Annotated in this window: 12 protein-coding genes; 5 read left to right on the top strand and 7 right to left on the bottom strand. The window is 70.2% G+C overall.

The window, feature by feature from the left end:
- Positions 1 to 19 precede the first annotated feature (19 nt).
- The 3 genes from ABZV44_RS21565 to ABZV44_RS21555 are packed head-to-tail and all read right to left on the bottom strand — an operon-like array spanning position 20 to position 7,034.
- Positions 20 to 895 (bottom strand): transglutaminase family protein, encoded by an 876-nt coding sequence (locus ABZV44_RS21565; RefSeq protein ID WP_354838874.1) that lies wholly within the window; start codon positions 893 to 895, stop codon positions 20 to 22.
- Positions 895 to 3,663 (bottom strand): circularly permuted type 2 ATP-grasp protein, encoded by a 2,769-nt coding sequence (locus ABZV44_RS21560; protein WP_354838871.1) that lies wholly within the window; start codon positions 3,661 to 3,663, stop codon positions 895 to 897. Before ABZV44_RS21560 ends, ABZV44_RS21565 begins: the two co-directional genes overlap by 1 nt.
- A gap of 23 nt (positions 3,664 to 3,686) precedes the next feature.
- A complete protein-coding gene (locus ABZV44_RS21555) occupies positions 3,687 to 7,034 on the bottom strand; it encodes a transglutaminase family protein (RefSeq protein WP_354838868.1) in 3,348 nt (1,115 codons plus the stop codon).
- A 64-nt stretch (positions 7,035 to 7,098) separates the two neighbouring features.
- Between ABZV44_RS21555 and ABZV44_RS21550 the strand changes: the two genes are divergently transcribed.
- Positions 7,099 to 7,740: a hypothetical protein gene (locus ABZV44_RS21550; RefSeq protein WP_354838865.1), complete on the top strand. Its 642-nt coding sequence runs from the start codon at positions 7,099 to 7,101 to the stop codon at positions 7,738 to 7,740.
- Positions 7,741 to 8,109: 369 nt separating this feature from the next.
- On the opposite strand, the gene recR is transcribed toward ABZV44_RS21550, so the two are convergent.
- Both recR and ABZV44_RS21540 read right to left on the bottom strand, forming a co-directional pair.
- Positions 8,110 to 8,718: a recombination mediator RecR gene (gene recR / locus ABZV44_RS21545; RefSeq protein ID WP_033090831.1), complete on the bottom strand. Its 609-nt coding sequence runs from the start codon at positions 8,716 to 8,718 to the stop codon at positions 8,110 to 8,112.
- A 14-nt stretch (positions 8,719 to 8,732) separates the two neighbouring features.
- Positions 8,733 to 9,065, bottom strand: coding sequence for a YbaB/EbfC family nucleoid-associated protein (locus tag ABZV44_RS21540; RefSeq protein WP_354838861.1), 333 nt, complete (start codon positions 9,063 to 9,065; stop codon positions 8,733 to 8,735).
- Positions 9,066 to 9,166: 101 nt separating this feature from the next.
- Here ABZV44_RS21540 and ABZV44_RS21535 point away from each other — a divergent pair, with 101 nt between their 5' ends.
- Entirely contained in the window at positions 9,167 to 9,976 is an 810-nt protein-coding gene (locus tag ABZV44_RS21535) for a MerR family transcriptional regulator (RefSeq protein ID WP_354838858.1), read from the top strand.
- Positions 9,977 to 9,991: 15 nt separating this feature from the next.
- Positions 9,992 to 10,345 (top strand): VOC family protein, encoded by a 354-nt coding sequence (locus ABZV44_RS21530; RefSeq protein ID WP_354838855.1) that lies wholly within the window; start codon positions 9,992 to 9,994, stop codon positions 10,343 to 10,345.
- Positions 10,346 to 10,357: 12 nt separating this feature from the next.
- Here ABZV44_RS21530 and ABZV44_RS21525 read toward each other — a convergent pair whose 3' ends face one another.
- Complete coding sequence (locus ABZV44_RS21525; RefSeq protein ID WP_354838852.1) at positions 10,358 to 10,792, bottom strand: SRPBCC family protein; 435 nt, start codon at positions 10,790 to 10,792, stop codon at positions 10,358 to 10,360.
- A 150-nt stretch (positions 10,793 to 10,942) separates the two neighbouring features.
- Between ABZV44_RS21525 and ABZV44_RS21520 the strand changes: the two genes are divergently transcribed.
- Positions 10,943 to 11,836: a hypothetical protein gene (locus ABZV44_RS21520; protein ID WP_354838849.1), complete on the top strand. Its 894-nt coding sequence runs from the start codon at positions 10,943 to 10,945 to the stop codon at positions 11,834 to 11,836.
- On the opposite strand, the gene ABZV44_RS21515 is transcribed toward ABZV44_RS21520, so the two are convergent.
- Positions 11,833 to 13,077 (bottom strand): SLC13 family permease, encoded by a 1,245-nt coding sequence (locus tag ABZV44_RS21515; RefSeq protein ID WP_354838846.1) that lies wholly within the window; start codon positions 13,075 to 13,077, stop codon positions 11,833 to 11,835. The genes ABZV44_RS21520 and ABZV44_RS21515 overlap by 4 nt on opposite strands.
- Before the next feature lie 152 nt (positions 13,078 to 13,229).
- Between ABZV44_RS21515 and ABZV44_RS21510 the strand changes: the two genes are divergently transcribed.
- Positions 13,230 to 19,049, top strand: coding sequence for a pentapeptide repeat-containing protein (locus ABZV44_RS21510; RefSeq protein ID WP_354838843.1), 5,820 nt, complete (start codon positions 13,230 to 13,232; stop codon positions 19,047 to 19,049).
- The last annotated feature ends 31 nt before the right edge of the window (positions 19,050 to 19,080 follow it).

The raw sequence follows: 19,080 nt of genomic DNA, 5'->3' as shown, positions 1-19,080 counted from the left end.
GCGCCACAGCCCGGGCGTGTCACTCATCGGCGGCGATCGGTGCCACATCGACCGACACGGTGATGGTCGATTCCTTGGCATCGGTATAGATGATGCCGCGCAGGGGCGGCACGTCGGCGTAGTCGCGACCCCAGGCGACGGTGACGTAGCGGTCGTCGGCGAACTGGTCGTTGGTGGGGTCGAAGCCGATCCAGTGCCCGGCGGCGCCCGGGAGCCAGACCGCGGCCCAGGCGTGGGTGGCGTCCGCGCCGACCATGCGTTCCTTGCCTGGGGGTGGATCGGTGGACAGGTAGCCCGAGACATAGCGGGCGGCCAGGCCCTGGGAGCGCAGGCAGGCGATGCCGAGGCGGGCGAAGTCCTGGCAGACGCCGTGGCGGGCGGCGAAGACGTCGGCGACGCTGGTGCTGACGGTGGTGGAACCGGATTCGTAGGCGAAGTCGGTATGGATGCGCGTGGTCAGTTCCCGCACCGCGTCCAGCAGCGGGCGGCCGGGCGGGAAGGATTCGGCGGCGTAGGCGGCGACCTCGGGGATGATCTCGGGCGGGGTCAGGTCGAGGGTGAATTCCACGGCGAGCGGGCCGTTCTCGGCGGTCGGGCGGGCCTGCTCCCAGGCCGGCTGCGCGGCCGGCGCGGCGGGCGCGCCGACTTCGACGAGGGATTCGCCGGTCACCTCCAGCCGGCGATGTTCGGCGGTGACGTGGAAGTAGAGGGTGGTGTTGTCGTACACGTCGGTGCCGACCGATCGATCCGACGGGAGGGGATCGACGCGAATGTCGTGGGACAGCAACCGCTGTCCCGGAAACTCGCGCGGTGTCAGGTAGGCACGGCCGTAGGAGCTGCTGACCACGTCCGAGTACAGGTAGACGGTGCGGTGCAGCACCCGGTAGCGGCGCATCAGCCCACCACCCGGGCGGAGCCCCACAGCGGCTGGATCTCGCGCGGCACCGACAGCCGGCTCGCCTCGAAGGATTCGGAGAGTTTGCGCAGCCGCAGGTGGACGCCGTCGAGCAGCTCGGCCAGTTCGGCGCGGCGGCCGTCGGCGACGGTCTCCAGCTCGGCCGGGTCGACGCGGCGCAGCATGCGCTGGGCATCGGCCAGGAGTCGTTGCGGGCGTGAGGATCCGGAGGCCCCGGGCAGTGCCGGGAAGTCGGCCTCGAGGCGTTCCAGCTGGTAGGCCAGCGAGCGCGGGTTGTGCCCGTCGAACAGCAGCAGTCCGGCGACGGCGGCGATGCGGACCGAATCACCGTGGCGGCGGCGGTAACTCACCGCGGAGACGGTGGCCTGCAGGACCGCATCGGTCACCACCCGGCCGACCTCCGGCGGGTAGGCGTCGGTGAGGGCGGCGGTCAGCAGGGCCGACAGCGCCAGCGCGCGCTCGATGCGCCGCCCGATGTCCATGACGTGCCACCCTGTGTCCCGCACGGCCGATTCCGCGTCGATGCCGGTCAGCGACAGCAGGGCGGACAGGGCGCGGGAGTGCACGGCCGACAGCGCCGCGCCACGGTCGCCGCGGACAGCCCGGTACTCCGACAGGGCTCGATCGATGGAGCCGAGCACCATCCAGGTGTCGGGTGAGAGCTGATCACGCACGGCGCGTGCGGCTTTCGCGTAGCGCTCCATGGAGAACGCGACCGAGCCGGGAACCTCACGGTCGACGGTCAGAGAGACCAGGTAGTCGTGGTCGCGGCGGGACGCGCCGGGCAGCGCGATCGGGACGGTCGGCTCGTCGGAGTACTCGCGACGCCGCGGCGGCTGGGATCCGGATCGGGTCCGCGCGGCGGACTGCGCCTCCGGCTGGCGGCGCCTGCGCCGGCGCTCCGGAGAATCACTGTGCACAGCAGTCGGTTTCGGTACGGCGGGCAGCTTCGGCTCGGCCGGGGTCGTGCCGGTCATGCGGGCGAGGGCGGCCATCAGGATGGGCATCGCCTCCGCACCCTCCAGCCACGGCCGGTAGCGGTAGTCCTGGTGGCGCTCGTGGATGGCGCTGAGCAGGCGCACGGTGACCTCGGCGCGCTCGCCGTAGCGGCCCAGCCAGAACAGGTCGTTGAGCACGCGCGGCGAGCTGACCACGTCCATCGGGGCGACCGCGACGACCCGGCGCTCGCGCTCCTCGGGTACCTCGGTGGTGGCCGCGGGCACGGCCGGGACGGCGGCGGGCGCGGCGCGCACCCAGACGTCCTTGGCCGCGGCCTCCCCCACCATGCCCTCGGGTCCGCCGCGCTGATGCAGCTGCCCCAATCCGCCCGGCATGATGCGGTATCCGACGCGTCCGGCCAGAGAGAACAGGCGGACGGCGACCGGGGCGGCAGCGAGTCCGCCGGAGCCGTCGACCGCGGGGGCGACCGAGAAGCGGGCCGGTTCCTGGCCGACCCACTTCCAGCCCTCGGTCTCGATGCGGGCCCGCCATTGCGCGCGCTGCACGGCGGTGAGGATGGGGCCGAAGACCGTGGTGCCGTCCACGGTGGAGCGCAGGATCAGGCGGTGCAGGTTGGCCGTCAGGTGGGAGCGTTCGGAATCGTCTCCGCCCCAGTAGGATTCGATTCCCGGCAGGGCGAGTTCCTCGTCCAGCAACCGCCGTGACAGGCGTGGCAGGAACGCGGCCAGCGCCGGATTCTCCAGCAGTCCGCTGCCCAGGGTGTTGACCACGGTGACCGCACCGCGCCGCAGCACCTCCACCAGGCCCACCACGCCCAGGCGCGAATCCGGCCGCAGGTCCAGGGGATCGGAGAACTCGGCGTCCACGCGGCGCAGCACCACGTCGACCCGTTCGAGCGTGCCCAGCGAGCGCATCCACAGCCGGCCGTCGCGCACCACCAGGTCGGCGCTCTCCACCAGCGGGAAGCCCAGCACGGAGGCCAGATACGCCTGGTCGAAGGCGGTTTCGGAGTGCACGCCCGGGCTCAGCACCACGACCACCGGGTCCTCGTCGGCGCCGCGCGGCGCGGCCTCGATGAGCATGAGCCGCATGGCCCGCACGAACGGGGTGAGCGGACGCGGGCCGGCCAGCTCGAAGGCCTCGGGAATGGCGGCGGACACCACACGGCGGTCGGCCAGCGCGTAGCCCGCGCCGGAAGGAGCCTGCGCCCAGTCGGCGAGCACCCGGAAGCCGCCGTCGCTCCAGCGGCTGACATCGCAGGCGTGCAGGAACAGCTGATGCCGTCCCGGCAGGGAAATACCGTGCGCGGCACGGACATAGCCGCGGTGCGCGAAGACCACCTGCGGTGGCAGCAGCCCCTCGGTGAGGGTGCGGCGCGCGCCGTACACGTCGGTGAGCACCGCGTCGAGCAGCCGGGAACGTTGCACCACACCGGATTCCAGCGCCGCCCACTCGGTGTCGGAGAGCAGCAGCGGAATCGGGTCCAGCCGCCACGGCGAGGGCGTCGCGGCCCCTTCGGAGCCGGTCAGTTCGGTGTAGGTGATGCCGTCGTCCTCGATCAGCCGCCGGACCCGGCCGTCGATGCGGTGCAGTCCGGCCCGGCCCTGGTCCAGGAAGTCGGCGGACAGGTCGGCCCACAGGCCGCGCAGGCGGCCGTCGTGATCGACGAGTTCGTCGTAGAAGCCGCCGGTGGCCAGGCCGCAGGCGTCGCGGGCGCCGGTATCGGCCGCGGCGGCACGGTAATTCGCGAACTCCTCGCCGGGTGGCACTGCGTCGAGCACTGTCACCGCTACCACATCCCCGGGTATGCCTATCGATCGCCGACGACGCCCCACACGGTCCGCGCCCGGCGCAGATCGAGTATTCCGGGCGCACCGACGTCTGTTGCCTGTATGGCCATTTTGGCACGCAAATCCGCGATATCGACCGGGCCCGGGGTGTGCCCGGAGGATTCGAATCGCCGATTGCGCCGGGATTGCGCCACCACCGAATTCACCGGCGGCCCGGCATAGAACATGCCGCCCGGATGGCTCACGTGATACGTGCAGCCGCCGCGGGACAGGCCGGTCTGCAGCTCGACCACGTCGAAGACGAGCGGCGCGTCCACCGTGATCGTCGGATGCAGGGACTCCGGCGGCTGCCACGCCCGATACCGCACGCCCGCGACCTGCACGTCCGCCCGCCCGGCCGGGATGAGGGGCAGCGGGAAACCGTTGCAGGTCACCGCATACCGGTCCCGGTCCGCCCCGGTCACCCGGACCTGCAGGCGCTCGACCGAGGAGTCCACGTATCGCGCGGTCCCGGAGGCGGTGGTCTGTTCCCCGAGGGTGTTCCACGGCTCGATCGCCCCGCGCAGTTCCACTTCCATATCCCCGAGTACCACCGTGCCGAAGCGAGGAAAACGGAACTCCGAGAACGGATCCAGCCAGCTGGTGTCGAATTCGATGTCGTGCGCGCGCAGATCGGCCGCCACCTCGGCGATATCGGCCTGCAGGAAATGCGGCAGCAGGTAACGCCCGTGCAGGATGGCGCCGTGCCGGAGCAGCGGCGCGGTGTAGGGGTGCTCCCAGAACCGCAGCACCAGCGCCCGCACCAGCAGCGACTGCACCATGGCCATGCGGAAGTGCGGGGGCATCTCGAAGCCGCGCAGTTCCACCAGTCCGAGGCGGCCGCGCGCCGAATCCGGGCTGTAGAGCTTGTCGATGCAGAATTCGGCGCGGTGGGTATTGCCGGTGAGGTCGGTGAGCAGGTGGCGCAGCGCGCGATCGACCGCCCAGGGCGGCGCGGCCGGCTCGCCGGGGTCGGCGGCCGCGGCGGCCCGGCTCAGGCGGGCGATCTCGGCGAAGGCGATCTCCAGTTCGTAGAGCGCGTCCTCACGTCCCTCGTCGACACGGGGCGCCTGGGAGGTCGGGCCGATGAAGCGGCCCGAGAACAAATAGGACAGCGCCGGATGCCGCTGCCAGTAGGTGAGCAGCGACACCAGCAGGTCCGGGCGGCGCAGCAGGGGCGAGTGCGCCGGGGTGCGGCCGCCGAGCGTGATGTGATTGCCGCCGCCGGTGCCGCGGTCGGTGCCGTCCACATCGAAGGATTCGGTGCTCAGCCGCGCCAGCCGGGCCTGCTCGTAGAGCGTCTCCAGCAGCCGCGACTGCTCGGCGAAACCGGTGGTGGGCTGGACGTTCACCTCGATCACGCCCGGGTCGGGCGCCAGGGACAAGGTACGCAACCGGTCGTCCACCGGGGCCGGATAACCCTCCAGCACGACCGGCCGGCCGACCGCGGCGACGGCCTCCTCGACCCGGCGCACCAGATCGCAGAACGCGCCGAATTCCTCGACGGGAGGCAGGAATACGAACAGCCGGCCGTCGCGGACCTCGGCGACCAGCGCGGTGATCGGCGCGCGCTCCGCGGACTCCACCACCGCGGGCGGCTCATCCGCGGCCAGCGGCGGGCGCGGCGCGAACGGGTCCGCCTCGGGTCGCGGCGGTGGCGCGTTCCAGGTGACGGACCGCAGCGGCAACCGGAGTCCGGCCGGGGAATCGCCCTCCGTCAAGACGATTCGACCGCGCCGCAGCTTCCAGTCGGCGCTCGCCCACCCGGCCTCGTCGTCCCGGCGGTACAGCGACAGCACGTAGGCGGCGGGCTCGCCGACAGCGGCATCCAGCCGAGCCAGCAGCGCGCTGCGCGCCGACGGCGAATCCGAGCCGCTGTCCAGATCCTCGTCCGCACCGACCGGATCACCCTGTGGCGCAACGGCCTTGGCGGCCATCCGGAGCAGCGAATCCTCGTAGGCGGGCCGCACCTGACCGTCCGGCAGGCCCAAGCCCCGTGCGATGTGGGCGATCACCGCTCGCGCGGCGGCCTCACCCACGTCGCCGGCCTGCGGGAGCCAGGGATGCGCGAGCAGGTCGGGGTGCCGCCACAGTGGTTCGTCGTCGTCGCGCCAGGTCATGGCGATTTCCCAGCGCGGCAGGGGTTCTCCCGGATACCACTTGCCCTGGCGGTACTGCACCAGGCCGGTCGGCGCGTAGATACGGCGCAGGCGCTCGGCCAGGTCGGCGGCGCGTTCGCGCTTGCGCGGGCCGTCGGCCTCGGTGGTCCATTCCGGACCGGTCTGATCGTCGAGGGAGACGAAGGTGGGTTCACCGCCGATGGTCAGGCCGATCCCGGCGGCCTCGGTGCGGGCGTCCACGACCGCGCCCGCGGCGCGGATGCGCTCCCACTGGGAATCGGTGTAGGGCAGGGTGACTCGCGGATCCTCGTGGATCCGGCGCACGGTATTCGAGAAGTCGAGACTGGCGGCGACCGGGTCGGTGGATCCGGTGATCGGTGCCGACGAGACCGGATGCGGGGTGGCGGCCAGCGGAATGTGGCCCTCCCCGGCGAACAGGCCGGAGGTGGGGTCCAGGCCCACCCAGCCCGCGCCGGGCAGGTACACCTCGGTCCAGGCGTGCAGGTCGGTGAAATCGGCGAGCGGCCCCGAGGGTCCGTCCAGAGACGGCACGTCCTGGGCCAATTGGATGAGATACCCGGAGACGAAGCGGGCGGCCAGCCCGAACTCCCGCAGAATGGACACCAGCAGCCACGCCGAATCCCGGCACGAGCCGAGGGCGGCGCGCAGCGTGTGATCCGGCGACTGCACGCCCGGCTCCATCCGGACGGTGTAGGCGACATCATGGCGCAGCGCCTGATTCACCGCGATCAGGAAGTCGATGGTGCGCGGCCGATCCGCCGGCGTGTGGCGGCGCACCCAGTCCCTTACCGAAGCGCCGGGGCCGGAACCGGATTCGCCCTCGTCCACCGGCCGCAGATAGGGCTCGAGGTCGGCGGACAACTGCGGCGAGTAGCCGAACGGGAAATGCTCGGCGTGCTCCTCGACGAAGAAATCGAAGGGATTGATGGCGTCCATATCGGCGATCAGCCCGACCACGATGGACAGTTCCGGCGTGGGCTCGTGGAAGATCAAGCGCGCCAGGAAATTCCCGAACGCGTCCTGCTGCCAGTTCACCCAGTGGTTCCCGGGGCTCACCCGCATCGAGTACGCCTCGATGGCGGTGCGGGTGTGCGGGGCGGGTCGCAGGCGGACCACGTGCGGATGGACGCGCACGGGATGGTCGAAGGAATAGGTGGTGCGATGTTCGAGGGAAACCTTGATCCCCATCTGTCCAGTTCACCACGCGAAGGCCGGGACACGCGGGAGTTTTTCCGACAGCTAGCCTGGCCGGGTGAGCTACGACCTCGTTCTGCTGCCCTCCGGAGCCGCCGTGTCCCCCGCCGAGGTGGACACGTATCTGACCGCGCAGGACGGCAGACCGGCCGGTGACGCCGTCACCGGAATCGCGGCCGAGCTGGACGAGCGCAATGGCGAACTGCCCGAGGCGGACAGCTTCCTGGGCTCGCCCGCCGGCGACGGCGTGCTCGGCGACGCCCTGTTCGTCTCCACCCCCTACGACGCCATCGGCCATGTACGCGGGCTGCTGTTCGAGCTGGGCACCCCGCACGACTACGCGCTGTGGGACCCGCAGCTGGCCTGGTTGGTGGATCCGGCCGAATCGGTCACCGCCGCCGTCACGCACGGCGGGGCGGGTGAATTCCCGTACCTGACACGGCAACTGGTGGAGCTGTGGATTCCGGAGCTGGGACAACCCGGTCCGTATCTGATCGTGGAAACCGGAGATCAGATCTACATCCAGACCTATCGGCATCAGGACGGGCATTACGACCTGGAATACCGGGACGGGTCCGCCGACAAGCATTTCGCCGCCACCGCGAACGACCCTCGAATTGTGGCCGATCTCATCTGGGGCTGGGCCACCGGAGATCGTTCGGGATTCGCCGCACTGGATTGGCAGCGTCTCACGTTCTGACCGTCGAATAACGGACCGATTTCAATTTCCACTTCCAACCCCCCGGAATGAAGGCTGCGCACGCACAGGAAAGCTAGCATTTCGCTAATTGCACGCGGTGTTTCCGAGCTTGTACGCATTACTCACCGAGGCGAGGAGCGAAACATGAAGCTACGCCGGTCGAAGCTACGCCCATCCTTGAAGAACGGGACCTTGCGTAAGGGCTTGGCAGTCGTGGCCGGTTTGGCGGCTACTTTCGCTATCGCCGTGGCATTGCACGCCAGCGGGGCCGGAGCCGATATCCCCAGGAACGTTCAACACATTCCCTGCCCGCAGCCGGCGGCGCTCCCCGCGCCGCCGACCTGGACATAACCCGATCCGGTACCCCACTTACAGGGCGCGACGCCCGGAAAGGGCGCGGCCCAGGGTCAATTCGTCGGCGAATTCCAGATCGCCGCCCATGGGCAGACCCGAGGCCAGGCGCGTCACACTCAGTCCCGGGAAATCGCGCAGCATGCGGACCAGGTAGGTGGCCGTCGCCTCGCCCTCGGTATTCGGATCGGTGGCAATGATCACCTCGGTGACATCCACGCCGTCGTCCTGATTTCCGATGCGGGTCAGCAATTCCCGGATGCGCAACTGATCCGGTCCGATACCCGACAGCGGGTCGAGCGCGCCGCCGAGCACGTGATAGCGCCCGCGGAATTCCCGGGTGCGCTCGATGGCCTGCACATCCTTGGGCTCCTCGACCACGCAGATCATGGTGCGGTCGCGGCGCGGATCGGCGCAGATACGGCACAGTTCACCGTCGGAGACGGTGCCGCAGACGGCGCAGAACCGCACGCCGTCCCGCACCTTCTGCAGGGCTGCCTGCAGCCGGTCGATCTCCGGCGGCTCCACCGAGAGGAGATGAAACGCGATGCGCTGCGCGCTCTTCGGGCCGACGCCGGGCAGCTTGCCCAACTCGTCGATGAGATCCTGAACCGGACCCTCGTACACCTACCCAGCCCCGATCAGAGTCCGGGCAGCGCGCCGCCGCCGAGACCGCCGGCCAGCGGGCCCAGCCGCTCGGCGGCCAGGTTCTGCGCGGTCTCCATGGCGTCGTTGAGCGCGCCGATGATCAGATCCTGCAGCGTGTCCACATCCTCCGGATCGACCACCTTCGGGTCGATGGTCAGCGCCAGCACCTCGCCGGTGGCGCGGATCCGGGCGCGCACCAGGCCACCGCCCGCCTCGCCCTCGACCTCCGACTCCGCGATCTCCTGCTGCGCGGCCATGACGGCCTGCTGCATCTGCTGGGCCTGGGCCATCAACTGCTGGAAATCGAAACCTTCACCGGGCTGCACGGCGCGTCCTTCCTGGGGGATGGTGATCGCTCCCCAGCCTAGTCGGCGACGCGCGCCGCGCTGCTTGACTCTCCCCTCGCTGGAGGGTGTTCGCTAAGGGCATGACGGCAACGGTTCCGATCGGCGAGTTCTCCCGGCTCACCTACCTGACCATCAAGACGCTGCGGTACTACCACGAGATCGACCTGCTGGCCCCGGTGGCGATCGACCCGGGCTCCGGCTATCGGTTCTATTCGACCGAGCAGGTGGACCAGGCGCACCTGATCAAGCGGCTGCGCGAGCTGAACATGCCGTTGCCGGAGATCAAGGCGGTGATGGCCGCCCCGGATCAGGCGGCGCGGGACGCGGCCATCCGGGCGCATCTCGAGCGCATGGAGGCCGAGCTGGTGCGCACCCGCGACGTGGTGGCCTCGCTCCGGGCGCTGCTGCTGCCGTCGACCGGGATCAGCGTCGAATACCGTTCGGTCGCAAGCTATCCGGCGCTGGCCATGACGGCGGAGGTGGCGCGCGAGGACTGCGATGCGTGGTGTGAGCACAGCTACGGAACCATGTACGCGCAACTGGCCGCGGCGAACCTCGCACCCGCCGGACCGGGCGGCGCCACCTACGCGCCGGAGTTCTTCGAATACGACCGCGGCGAAGTCGTCACCTTCGTGCCCATCGACGAGCGGCACCGGGACCGCGTCGACGCCGGGACCGTCCTCGACCTGCCCGCCCGCCGGTTCGCCATCGCCGTCCACGCGGGCCCGTTCACCGAATTCGACCGCACCTATGGCGCGCTGGGCAGCCATGTGGCCGAACACGACACCGCGCTCATCGAACCCGTGCGCGAGATCTACCTGGTCGGGCCCGGTGATGCCGAGCCCGCCGACTACCGCACCGAAGTTTGCTGGCCCATCGGCCGGCTCTGAAGAAGGAGAGAATCCATGGCACTGTCCCTCGGCAATATCGTCTTCGACTGCCACGACGCCGCCGCGCTCGCGGGCTTCTACGCGCAGCTGCTGGACCGCCCGGTCGACGAGGGCGCGAACGAGCATTTCGCGACCATCGACAACGCCGCCGCCACCCCGACGTTCATGTTCGCCCAGGTGCCGGACAAGAACCCGGGCAAGAACGTCGTGCACGTCGACCTGAGTGCGGGCAGCGCCCTGACCGCCGAGGTCGAGCGCGCGGTTGCCCTCGGGGCCAAACATCTCGCGGACTTCGACGAATACGGCGTGAAGTGGGCGACGCTGGCGGACCCGGAGGGCAACCTCTTCGACATCGGCGGCGAGGGCTGACCCCCTAGCTCGCTAGGCGAGCTCGCGCTTCAGGTTCTCGAGCACCTCGGCCTGGATCTTCTTCAGGCCGAGCGGCGCGAAGATGCCCTCGAAGATGCCGCCGATGCCGCCCGCGCCCTTCCAGGTGGTGCGCACGGTGACCAGCGAGCCGGTGCCCGAGGGGGTCACGGTCCAGGCGGTGACCATGGAGGAGTTCGAATCCCGTTCCGTCACCATGGAATCGGAGACCGAGATGGCCGCGCGCACATTGCGGGAGCGCTTCTCGGTGGCCTGCAGCGTCCACTCGGCGACGGTGCCGGCGCCCTGGCCGCCCTCGACCACCTTGTAGTCGCGGTAGTGCGCGGAGAGGATCTTGGGCCGCACTGTCTCGTAATCGGCGATCGCGTCGAGGGTGCGCTTCGGATCCGCCGCGACGACGATCGAACTGGAGGCGCTGACCTGTCCCACCATGTGCTCCTTAGTGATTGCGCGGGCCGACCGGCACTCTGCCCTGCTACCGCTCGGTCATGCTACGCCGCATCCGGCTGCGCCGGTTCGCTGCGCCGGGTCGGGTCGGCCACCTATCCTGGGTGCACTACTGCGGGGGAGGACGCGGTGATGACGCGGTTCGTGACCTGGATCCGGCTCAATATCGACGGTGTCGTGACGCTGGTCGTGGCGGCCACGGCCATTGTGGTCGAGGCCTTCGACAAGTTCGCCAATCTGAACGCGGTGAGCGGCGCGACGCTGCTCGTGCTGAGCCTGCTCGCGCTCACCCTGCTGCGCGACCGCAATCGGACCTCCCGGCTGGTCCGGGAACTGGCGGCGGTCCGGCTGCTGCACGGCGCGGAGATCGATCAGGCGCACGCCCGGGCCCGGCGGGACACCGACAACTGGATCTACAAGGGCGGCACCGGAACCTACCTGCGCGCGGTGACGCTGCCGTATTTCCTCGGGCGGGCGCGGGACGAGAGCCACCTGCTGAATCTGCGGGTAGAGGTGCTGGACCCGGGCAATGAGCAGCTGTGCCTGGCGGACGCGCAGTACCGCAACTCGCTCCAGCCGCAGGGCGATGCCAGCGGGCGACCGTGGACGGCCGACCGCATTCGCAAACAGTCGTACGCCACGGCGCTGGCCTGCGCCTGGTATCGGCAGCAGTCGGAGTTCCTGACCGTCGAACTCGGGCTGTCGTCGACGCTGTCGACCTACCGCTGGGACATGTCGGACAACGTGGTGATCATGAATCAGCGCGGCTCGAAAACCCCGGCGCTGCTGTTCGAGCGCGGCAAACCCCAGTATTCGGATTTCACCCGGGAATTGGCGGTGAGCTTCAAACAGGCGCAGCCGGTGCAGCTCAGTCGCGACGCCGATCTGCGGCCGCCGAGCGAGCCGACGATCGGGCAGGTGCGCAGGCTGCTGGAAAGCCTCGGCCTACCCCTGCCCACCGTGTATACCGACGATGATGTCATCGAGATCGTGGAATACGCACTGCGCCCGGTGAATACGTTCTAGCCGGTGAGCAGCAGCCCCGCGGTGGCGGCGGCGGTCGCGGCCACCGCGAGCACCAGGCCGGTCAGCAGGAACCGGCGCATGGGGACCCGTACCGCGTGGGTGCGGCAGAACTCCAGGCACAGCAGCGTGGCCAGGGAGGCCCACGGGGTGACCACCGGGCCCGCGTTGGTGCCGATCAGCAAGGCCAGCAACTGGTTCCGCTCACCAGGTGAGATCACGGCCTCGCCCGCGGTATAGGCGGGCAGGTTGTTGACGATATTGGACAGCGCCGCGCCCGCGCCGGCGGCCCGGAACACGCTGGGACCGCTGGAGTCCTGCCCGATCAGATGATCCATCACGGTCGACAGGCCGTGCGCGGACAGCGTGGGCACCACCAGGAACAGCCCGGACACGAAAACCAGCAGCTGCCAGGGGAACAGCGACAGGCGCAGCGCCGACCGGTCGCAGATGGCGAAGGCCAGCACCGCGATGGCCGCGGCCACCGTGGCCGCGATCCCGATCCGATCCCCCACGAACGGAATGGCCAGTACGAACAGCACACACGCGCCACCGGACGCGTACAGCAGCACCCGTTCCCGCAGATCCGCCGGGCGGATCGGCTCCGGCACCACATACCGGTCGGCCCCGCGCTCCGACCGCCGCCAGTACCACCACCACAGGCACAGCATGGTCACCGCGATCGAAAGCAGTTGCGGCAGCCACATTCTGGCCGCGAAACCGGTCGCGTCCAGCGCTACCCGATCCGCCGCCAGCAGATTGGTCAGATTCGACACCGGCAGCAACAGGCTCGCCGTATTCGCCAGCCACAGCGTCGTCATGGCCAGCGGCAGCGGCGGAATCCGCGCCGGCCCCGCCAGCGCGATCATCACCGGTGTCAGCAGCACCGCGGTCGTATCCAGATTCAGCACCGTCGTCGTGGTCGACGCGAACAGCACGCACAGCAGGAACAACCCGGCATAATTCCCACCGGCGATGATCGCCAGCCGATGCGCGATCACATCGAACACCTTGGCCCGCCGAGCCAGGTTCGCCAGCACGATCACACTGCCCAGAAACAACAACAACGGCGCGATCCGCCGCATGTTCTCCGCCGCCTCATGCCTGGGCAGCAGTCCCGTCGCCACACACAGCAATCCAACGATCAGCAGCCCGATCCGGACCGAATCCAGCACACTGGGCCGCCGGCGCGCGACCGAGTCTGCCCGGGTGGGCGGCGAACCGGATTCCAGCTGTTCGGGCATTGACCAATGATCGCAGGATCAGCGGGAAGGTCGCACGGGCCGCGGACTGTCGCGCGGGCCGGGAAATTCGGAAGAGGTCAATTCGATTGGCCCCGGGACGCTTTCGATGGCGGGATACTGGCAGGGTGACGCTGTGGGGTGGGCGGTCGCGGATGCTCTTCACGAGTTACTCTCCGGCCGACGAGCGGTGGGCCATCTGGCTGGCCTGGCAGCTGGAGCATGCCGAGGCGCGGTATCGAACCGTGGTGTCGTCGTGGGATTTCGATCCGGCGACCAACTATGCGGACTTCGTGCAGCGCGGGGTGCGGGAGTCCGATCTGGTGGTGGCGGTGCTGACGCGGGACTACGTGTCCTCGCGGCACGCGAACCGGGAGTGGCAGGCCGCGCTGGATGTGGATCCGGGGAAGCTGCTGGCGCTTCGGGTCAGCGAGTGTGCGCTGGAGTGGCTGCCCACGGGTGTCGCGTGCCTCGATCTGCTCGGAGTGAACGATGCGGCCGAGATGCGGCGCGCGGTACTGGACCGGGTCGAGCGGATGCTCTCGGACCGGTGGACGCCGCGGCGGCAGCCGGACCCGCGCGCGGACGACATCTGGTCGCCGGCACCGGAATCCACCGTGGTCCGCCGGCGCCCGCTGTCGCCGCCGGCCTTTCCGGTGGACACGGCGGCGAGTCGTCCGCATGCGGGGCTGTCGATCCTGCATGTCGGTGGCCCGCGGTTCGGCCGCACCCTGTCGTCCGCCGATGTCCCCGCCGATCCCGAAGGCTTGCAGTCGCATATCTATGGCGCGGTCACCGAGCTCATCGACCGGCAGGCCCCCGCGCCGGATCTGATCGTGGTGAGCGGCGACCTCACCGAGTCCGCCCATCCGGCCGAGTTCCGCAAGGCCGTCTCGTTTCTCACGGGGCTGCGGGTCCTGCTCAAGCTGGAACCCGACCGGTTGGTCGTAGTCCCCGGCAATCACGACATCTCCAGACTCCTCTGCCGGGCCCACTTCCTCGACTGCGAGGCCAACGACCGCCTCCCCCGGCCGCCCTATTACGCGAAACTGCGGTTGTTCGAGCAGATGTTCAACACCCTGTACCGCGGACTCGACAATCTGGTCTTCGATGTCGGCCAGCCCTGGACCCTGTTCCCGGTACCCGAATTGCGGCTCGTGGTGGCCGGGCTGAATTCCACCATGGCCGCCACCCACCGCCCCGAGGACGACTACGGCTCCGTCGGCACCGAGCAGCAGGACTGGTTCGCCGAGCACCTGCGCGTCCAGGAGGCGCAGGGCTGGTTCCGGCTGGGCGTCGTCCGCCACGATCCCGCCCCCGGCCCGAACGTCTCACCGTACGACCCGGGCGTGCTCCGCGACGCCGAACGCACCTTCCGCCGCCTGGGCCCGCGCCTGAACCTGCTGCTGCGCGGCCCCGGCCGGGCGGGCCGCTCGCTCGCCCATCCCACCGGCACCATGCCCGTGCTACCGGCTCCCGCCCCGGGCCAGGCCGAACTCCTCCACATCACCGCCGCCGGACTCACCCGCCACCGATGCGACGAATCCTTCGAGACCCCCGCCCTGCAACAGCTCATCTGGACGAATTGCGCTGTCGCGCTGTCGAGCCGGGCCACGCCCCCGGAGCTGCCGGCACCCCCGCCCGAACCCCGGCGGCCCGAACTCCGGGCGAGCGAGACCGCCAGGCCGCACGACATGCTGCTGGAGCAGGTCGCCGAGGTGTGTGAGGTCCGCTATCCGGGGGCGCGCATCCGCCGCATCGCCTCCGACCCGCCGTACCTGCTGGTCACCGTGAAATCCGAGCCGGTGATCGAGCAGCTCATCATCGGCGCGCACGTGGGCGAGGTGACCGGCCAGGTCCTCGACGAATTCCTCGGCCCGGAACCGAAACCCGGCTCCCAGCTCATCTACCTGGGTCCCGCGCCGAGCCGGGAACTGCTCGACCGCGCGGCCGCCGAGGGCGTGCGGATCCGCAGCTTCCCCGACTTCCAGGGCATGGCCAATCTCGGCGACTATCTGCGCAAGCAGTCGGCGCGCCTGCGCGACGACCCCGCCTACGCGCCCGATCTGTATGTGCCGCAACGCTTCCGCGTGCTGGCCCCGCACGGCCGCGAGGTGCAGAGCGACCTGGTCGCCGAGCTCATGCGCCTGGTGACCGCCGACGACGGCCGATTCGTGCTGCTGCTCGGCGATTTCGGGCTCGGCAAGACCTTCGCCCTGCGCGAGCTGACTCGCCGCATCACCGCGAACGCCGGCCGGCTCGTCCCCATCCTCATCGAACTACGCGACCTGGACCGCACCAGCTCTCTCGACACCCTGCTGGCCGCGCACCTGGCCAACAACGGCGAATCCCGCATCGATCTGCGCGCCCTGCGCTACATGCTCGAACAGGGCCGGGTGGTGCTGCTCTTCGACGGCTTCGACGAACTGCTCACCCGCCTCAACTACGACAGCGCCGCCGAGCACATGGCCACCCTGCTGCAGGCCGCGGTGGGCCGGGCCAAGGTCGTGGTGGCCGGGCGCACCCAGCATTTCAAGTCCTACGACCAGATCGCCACCGCGCTGCAGACCCAGGAGGAACCCCATCCGGATCGCTACCTGCTGAGCGTGGAGAACTTCACCGCTGAGCAGGTGCACGCCTTCCTGGTCAATCGCTACGGCACCGCCGGCCCCTCGGCCGACGCCCGGATGCGGCTGCTGCGCGGCATTCCCGGCCTGCTCGAGCTGGCCTGCAACCCGCGCATGCTGAGCTTCATCGCCGATCTGGACGAACATCGGCTGCGCACCGCGGCCGGGGCCCGCCGCATCATCGGGCCGACCCGGCTCTACGAGGAGATCCTGACCAGCTGGCTCGGCTACGAGATCGAACGCTCCCCCGAGCGCGCCGGCTCACATCCCATCCTGCGCATCGACGAACTGTGGCTCGCCGTCACGTATTTCGCGCTGCGGGTGTGGGAGACCGGGCGGCCGTATCTGAATCTGGCCGAGCTGACCGAGGTCGCGCACGCCGCCGTGGAGCAGATCGACGCGAGCCGGCTCAATGTCGCGCAGTTCGTGCACACCCTCGGTTCGCGCAGCCTGATCGTGCGGGCGGAGGACAACCGCTTCGGCTTCATCCACTCCTCGGTACGCGACTGGCTGGTGGCCAAGCAGGTCGCCGCCCAGCTGAGCACCGGAGTCACCGCCCCCGCGCCGCTGGCGCAGGCGCAGCTGGAACCGCTGGCCGTCGAATTCCTCTGCGATCTGGGCGAGGTCGAGCTGCTGCAGGCCTGGGTGGAGCGCACCCAGGACGATCCGGACGAGCACGAGATCACCCGGACCAATGCCGCCAGGATCGCGGCCCGGCTGCGCATCTCGCCCGACAAGGACCTGCGCGGGCTGGACCTGTCGCGGGAGGATCTGTCCTTCCGCAATCTGCAACAGCTCGACTTCACCGGCGCGAACATGACCGAGACCCGGCTGACCGGCGCGGTGCTGGACCAGGCGGTCCTGCGCGGCGTGCGATTGGCGGGCGCGCAACTCGACCAGGCCTCCCTGGTCGGCACCGATCTCCGCGGAGCGGATATGACCGAGGTCCAGCTCACCAGCGCCAACCTGCAGAACGCCGACCTGCGCGGGACCCGCCTGCACCGGGCGCACCTGGATCAGGCCTCCCTGGTGCGCGCCAACCTCGGCCGCGCCGACCTGACCGGGGCGCGACTGGCCCGCACCGATCTCACCGGGGCACGCGGCGAGGGCAGCCGCTGGAGCAGGGCCGCCCTGCTGGACGTGATCGGCAGCCCGTTCGGCACCGAACTGGCCGGGTCCGGACGGGTGCCGGGTACCCCACCGCTGACCGAATTCGCCCCGGCCGCAATCGGTGTCAAGCACGGGGTGGACGCGCAGAGCGGACGGCTGCCCCGTCCGCTGGCCTACAGCCCGGACGGCGGCACCGTCGCCGTCGGCTGTGATTCCGGCAGTGTGGTCGTCTACGGCGCCGACACCGGGCGCACGCTACGCACCTTGCACGGACATCGCGCCCGCACCTTCGCGGTCGCCTACACCGAGCAGGTCCTGGTCACCGGTTCGGCCGACGGCACCGTCCGGATCTGGGACGCGGCCAGCGGGGCCGTGCGAAAGATCCTGTCCGGCCATGAGAATTGGCCATGGCCGCTGGAAACCGATTCGGCCGGAACACTGCTCGCCACCGGTGACGCGGCCGGGGCGCTGCGCATCCGGCAGCTCCCCGACGGCGAACCGCTGCACGAGTTCCCGCCGCCGGACGGCCGGCCGCAACGCATCTACAGCATCGCCTTCCACCGCGACCGGGTGGCCGCCGCGTATCACGATGGCGCGGTGCGCATCTGGCAGCTCTCGACCGGAGCCGAGGTCGCCGGCTTCCGGGGCGCGCCGGGCCCGATTCGCCGCATCTGCTGGGATCCCGCCGGCGCGCTGCTGGCCGCGGGCGGCACGGACGGCGTACTGGGCCTGTGGAATCCGGCCACCGGCGAGCGGATCAGCGACCTCGCCGGGCACCGGCACATCGTGTACACCATGGCCTTCCACCCGGTCGAGCCCATCCTGGCCAGCGGCGACACCGCCGGCGGAATTCGCCTGTGGGACACCGGCACCGGCGAGACGCTGCACAGCCGCACCGAGCACGGCAGCGCGCGCATCCACTGGCTCGACTTCGATCCGGCCGGTGACATGCTCGCCTCCGGCGACACGGCGGGCGCGGTCTACGTGCGCGACGGCCGCACCGGCGCGCCGCTGCACCGGCTCACCGGCCACACCGGATCCATCTGGCCCTTCGCCTTCCGCCCCGACGGCACCCAGCTGGCCGTCGCCGACGACCAGTTCGCGCTGCGCATCTGGGATCCCGCCACCGGCGAGCGCCTGCACACCCTCAACGGGCACGGCCGCCATGTGCGCGCGGTCTCCTTCAATGCCGACGGCACCCTGCTCGCGGGCTGTGGCAACGACGGCAGCGTGCGGCTCTGGGACGCCGCCACCGGGCGGCTGACCCAGCGTCTGCAGGGCAGCGCGGACGGGCTGATCACCCTGGAGTCCGGCGTCTTCAGCCCGGCCCACCCCGCCCAGCTGGTGACGGTGGGCAATGCCGGGCGGCTGCGGGTGTTCGATATCGACGCCGCCACCGCGGAACGCGACATCACCGTCGACTCCGCCCCGGTGTGGGCCATCGCCTACGACCCGGCCGCCCGCTACATCGCCACCGCCAATGACGACGACACCGTCACCCTGTGGACCCGCGAGACCGGCGGCGAGCACGCCGTCTGCGCCGAGCATCGCGGCCGGGTGCGCTCGATCGCCTTCGACGCGGCGGGCGCGACCATGGCCACCGGCTGCGACGACGGCCATGTCCGGCTCTGGGACGTGGCGTCCGGGGACCTGCTGGAAACGCTGTCGGACCCGGTCCTCGACGGTGCGAGCGGCCACCGGGTCTACGGGGTGGTCTTCCGCGGCGACCGGCTGGCCAGCATCTCCTGGGACGGCACGATGCGGATCTGGAGTCTGACCGGCGGGCCCCCGCTGCACCGGCTGGACCTGCACCGCGGGCGGCTGTGGTGCGTGGCGGTGGATCCGGTGTCGGGCACGCTGGCCACGGCGGGCGACGATCTGGTCATCAACCTGTGGGACATCACCAGCGGCCGGCACCTGCACACCCTCTACGGCCATCGGAACCGGGTGCGGTCCTTGGCTTTCGCCCCGTCGGGCCGGCTGCTGGCCAGCGCCGGGAACGACGGTTCGATCATGCTGTGGTCGCTGACGGATCCGGCCGCGGCTCCGCAGCCGCGCGGCACCCTGCTCGGGCTGCCCGAGGGCTGGGTGGCCTTCACACCGGACGGCCGCTACAAGACCGAGGGCCTGACCGCGGGCCAGTTCTGGCACGTGATCGGATTGTGCCGTTTCGAGGCGGGCGAACTGGATCCGTATCTGCCGCAGATCCGGCAGATGGAGCTCGACGACCCGCTGTAAAGGGCTCGGCCGCACCGTAACCCAATTGTTA

It is taken from the genome of Nocardia sp. NPDC004860, from assembly GCF_040609015.1.
In the GTDB taxonomy this organism is placed as follows: Bacteria; Actinomycetota; Actinomycetes; order Mycobacteriales; family Mycobacteriaceae; genus Nocardia.
The sequence above is the reverse complement of the archived record's forward strand: the minus strand, read 5'-3'. Positions and strand labels throughout refer to the sequence as shown.

Excerpts from the sequence above, each read along its gene's own strand:
- ABZV44_RS21565 (WP_354838874.1), bottom strand. The coding sequence starts at position 895 with ATGCGCCGCTACCGGGTGCTGCACCGCACCGTCTACCTGTACTCGGAC.
- ABZV44_RS21555 (WP_354838868.1), bottom strand. The coding sequence starts at position 7,034 with ATGGGGATCAAGGTTTCCCTCGAACATCGCACCACCTATTCCTTCGAC.
- ABZV44_RS21535 (WP_354838858.1), top strand. The coding sequence starts at position 9,167 with ATGACGGCAACGGTTCCGATCGGCGAGTTCTCCCGGCTCACCTACCTG.
- ABZV44_RS21530 (WP_354838855.1), top strand. The coding sequence starts at position 9,992 with ATGGCACTGTCCCTCGGCAATATCGTCTTCGACTGCCACGACGCCGCC.
- ABZV44_RS21520 (WP_354838849.1), top strand. The coding sequence starts at position 10,943 with ATGACGCGGTTCGTGACCTGGATCCGGCTCAATATCGACGGTGTCGTG.
- ABZV44_RS21515 (WP_354838846.1), bottom strand. The coding sequence starts at position 13,077 with ATGCCCGAACAGCTGGAATCCGGTTCGCCGCCCACCCGGGCAGACTCG.
- ABZV44_RS21510 (WP_354838843.1), top strand. The coding sequence starts at position 13,230 with ATGCTCTTCACGAGTTACTCTCCGGCCGACGAGCGGTGGGCCATCTGG.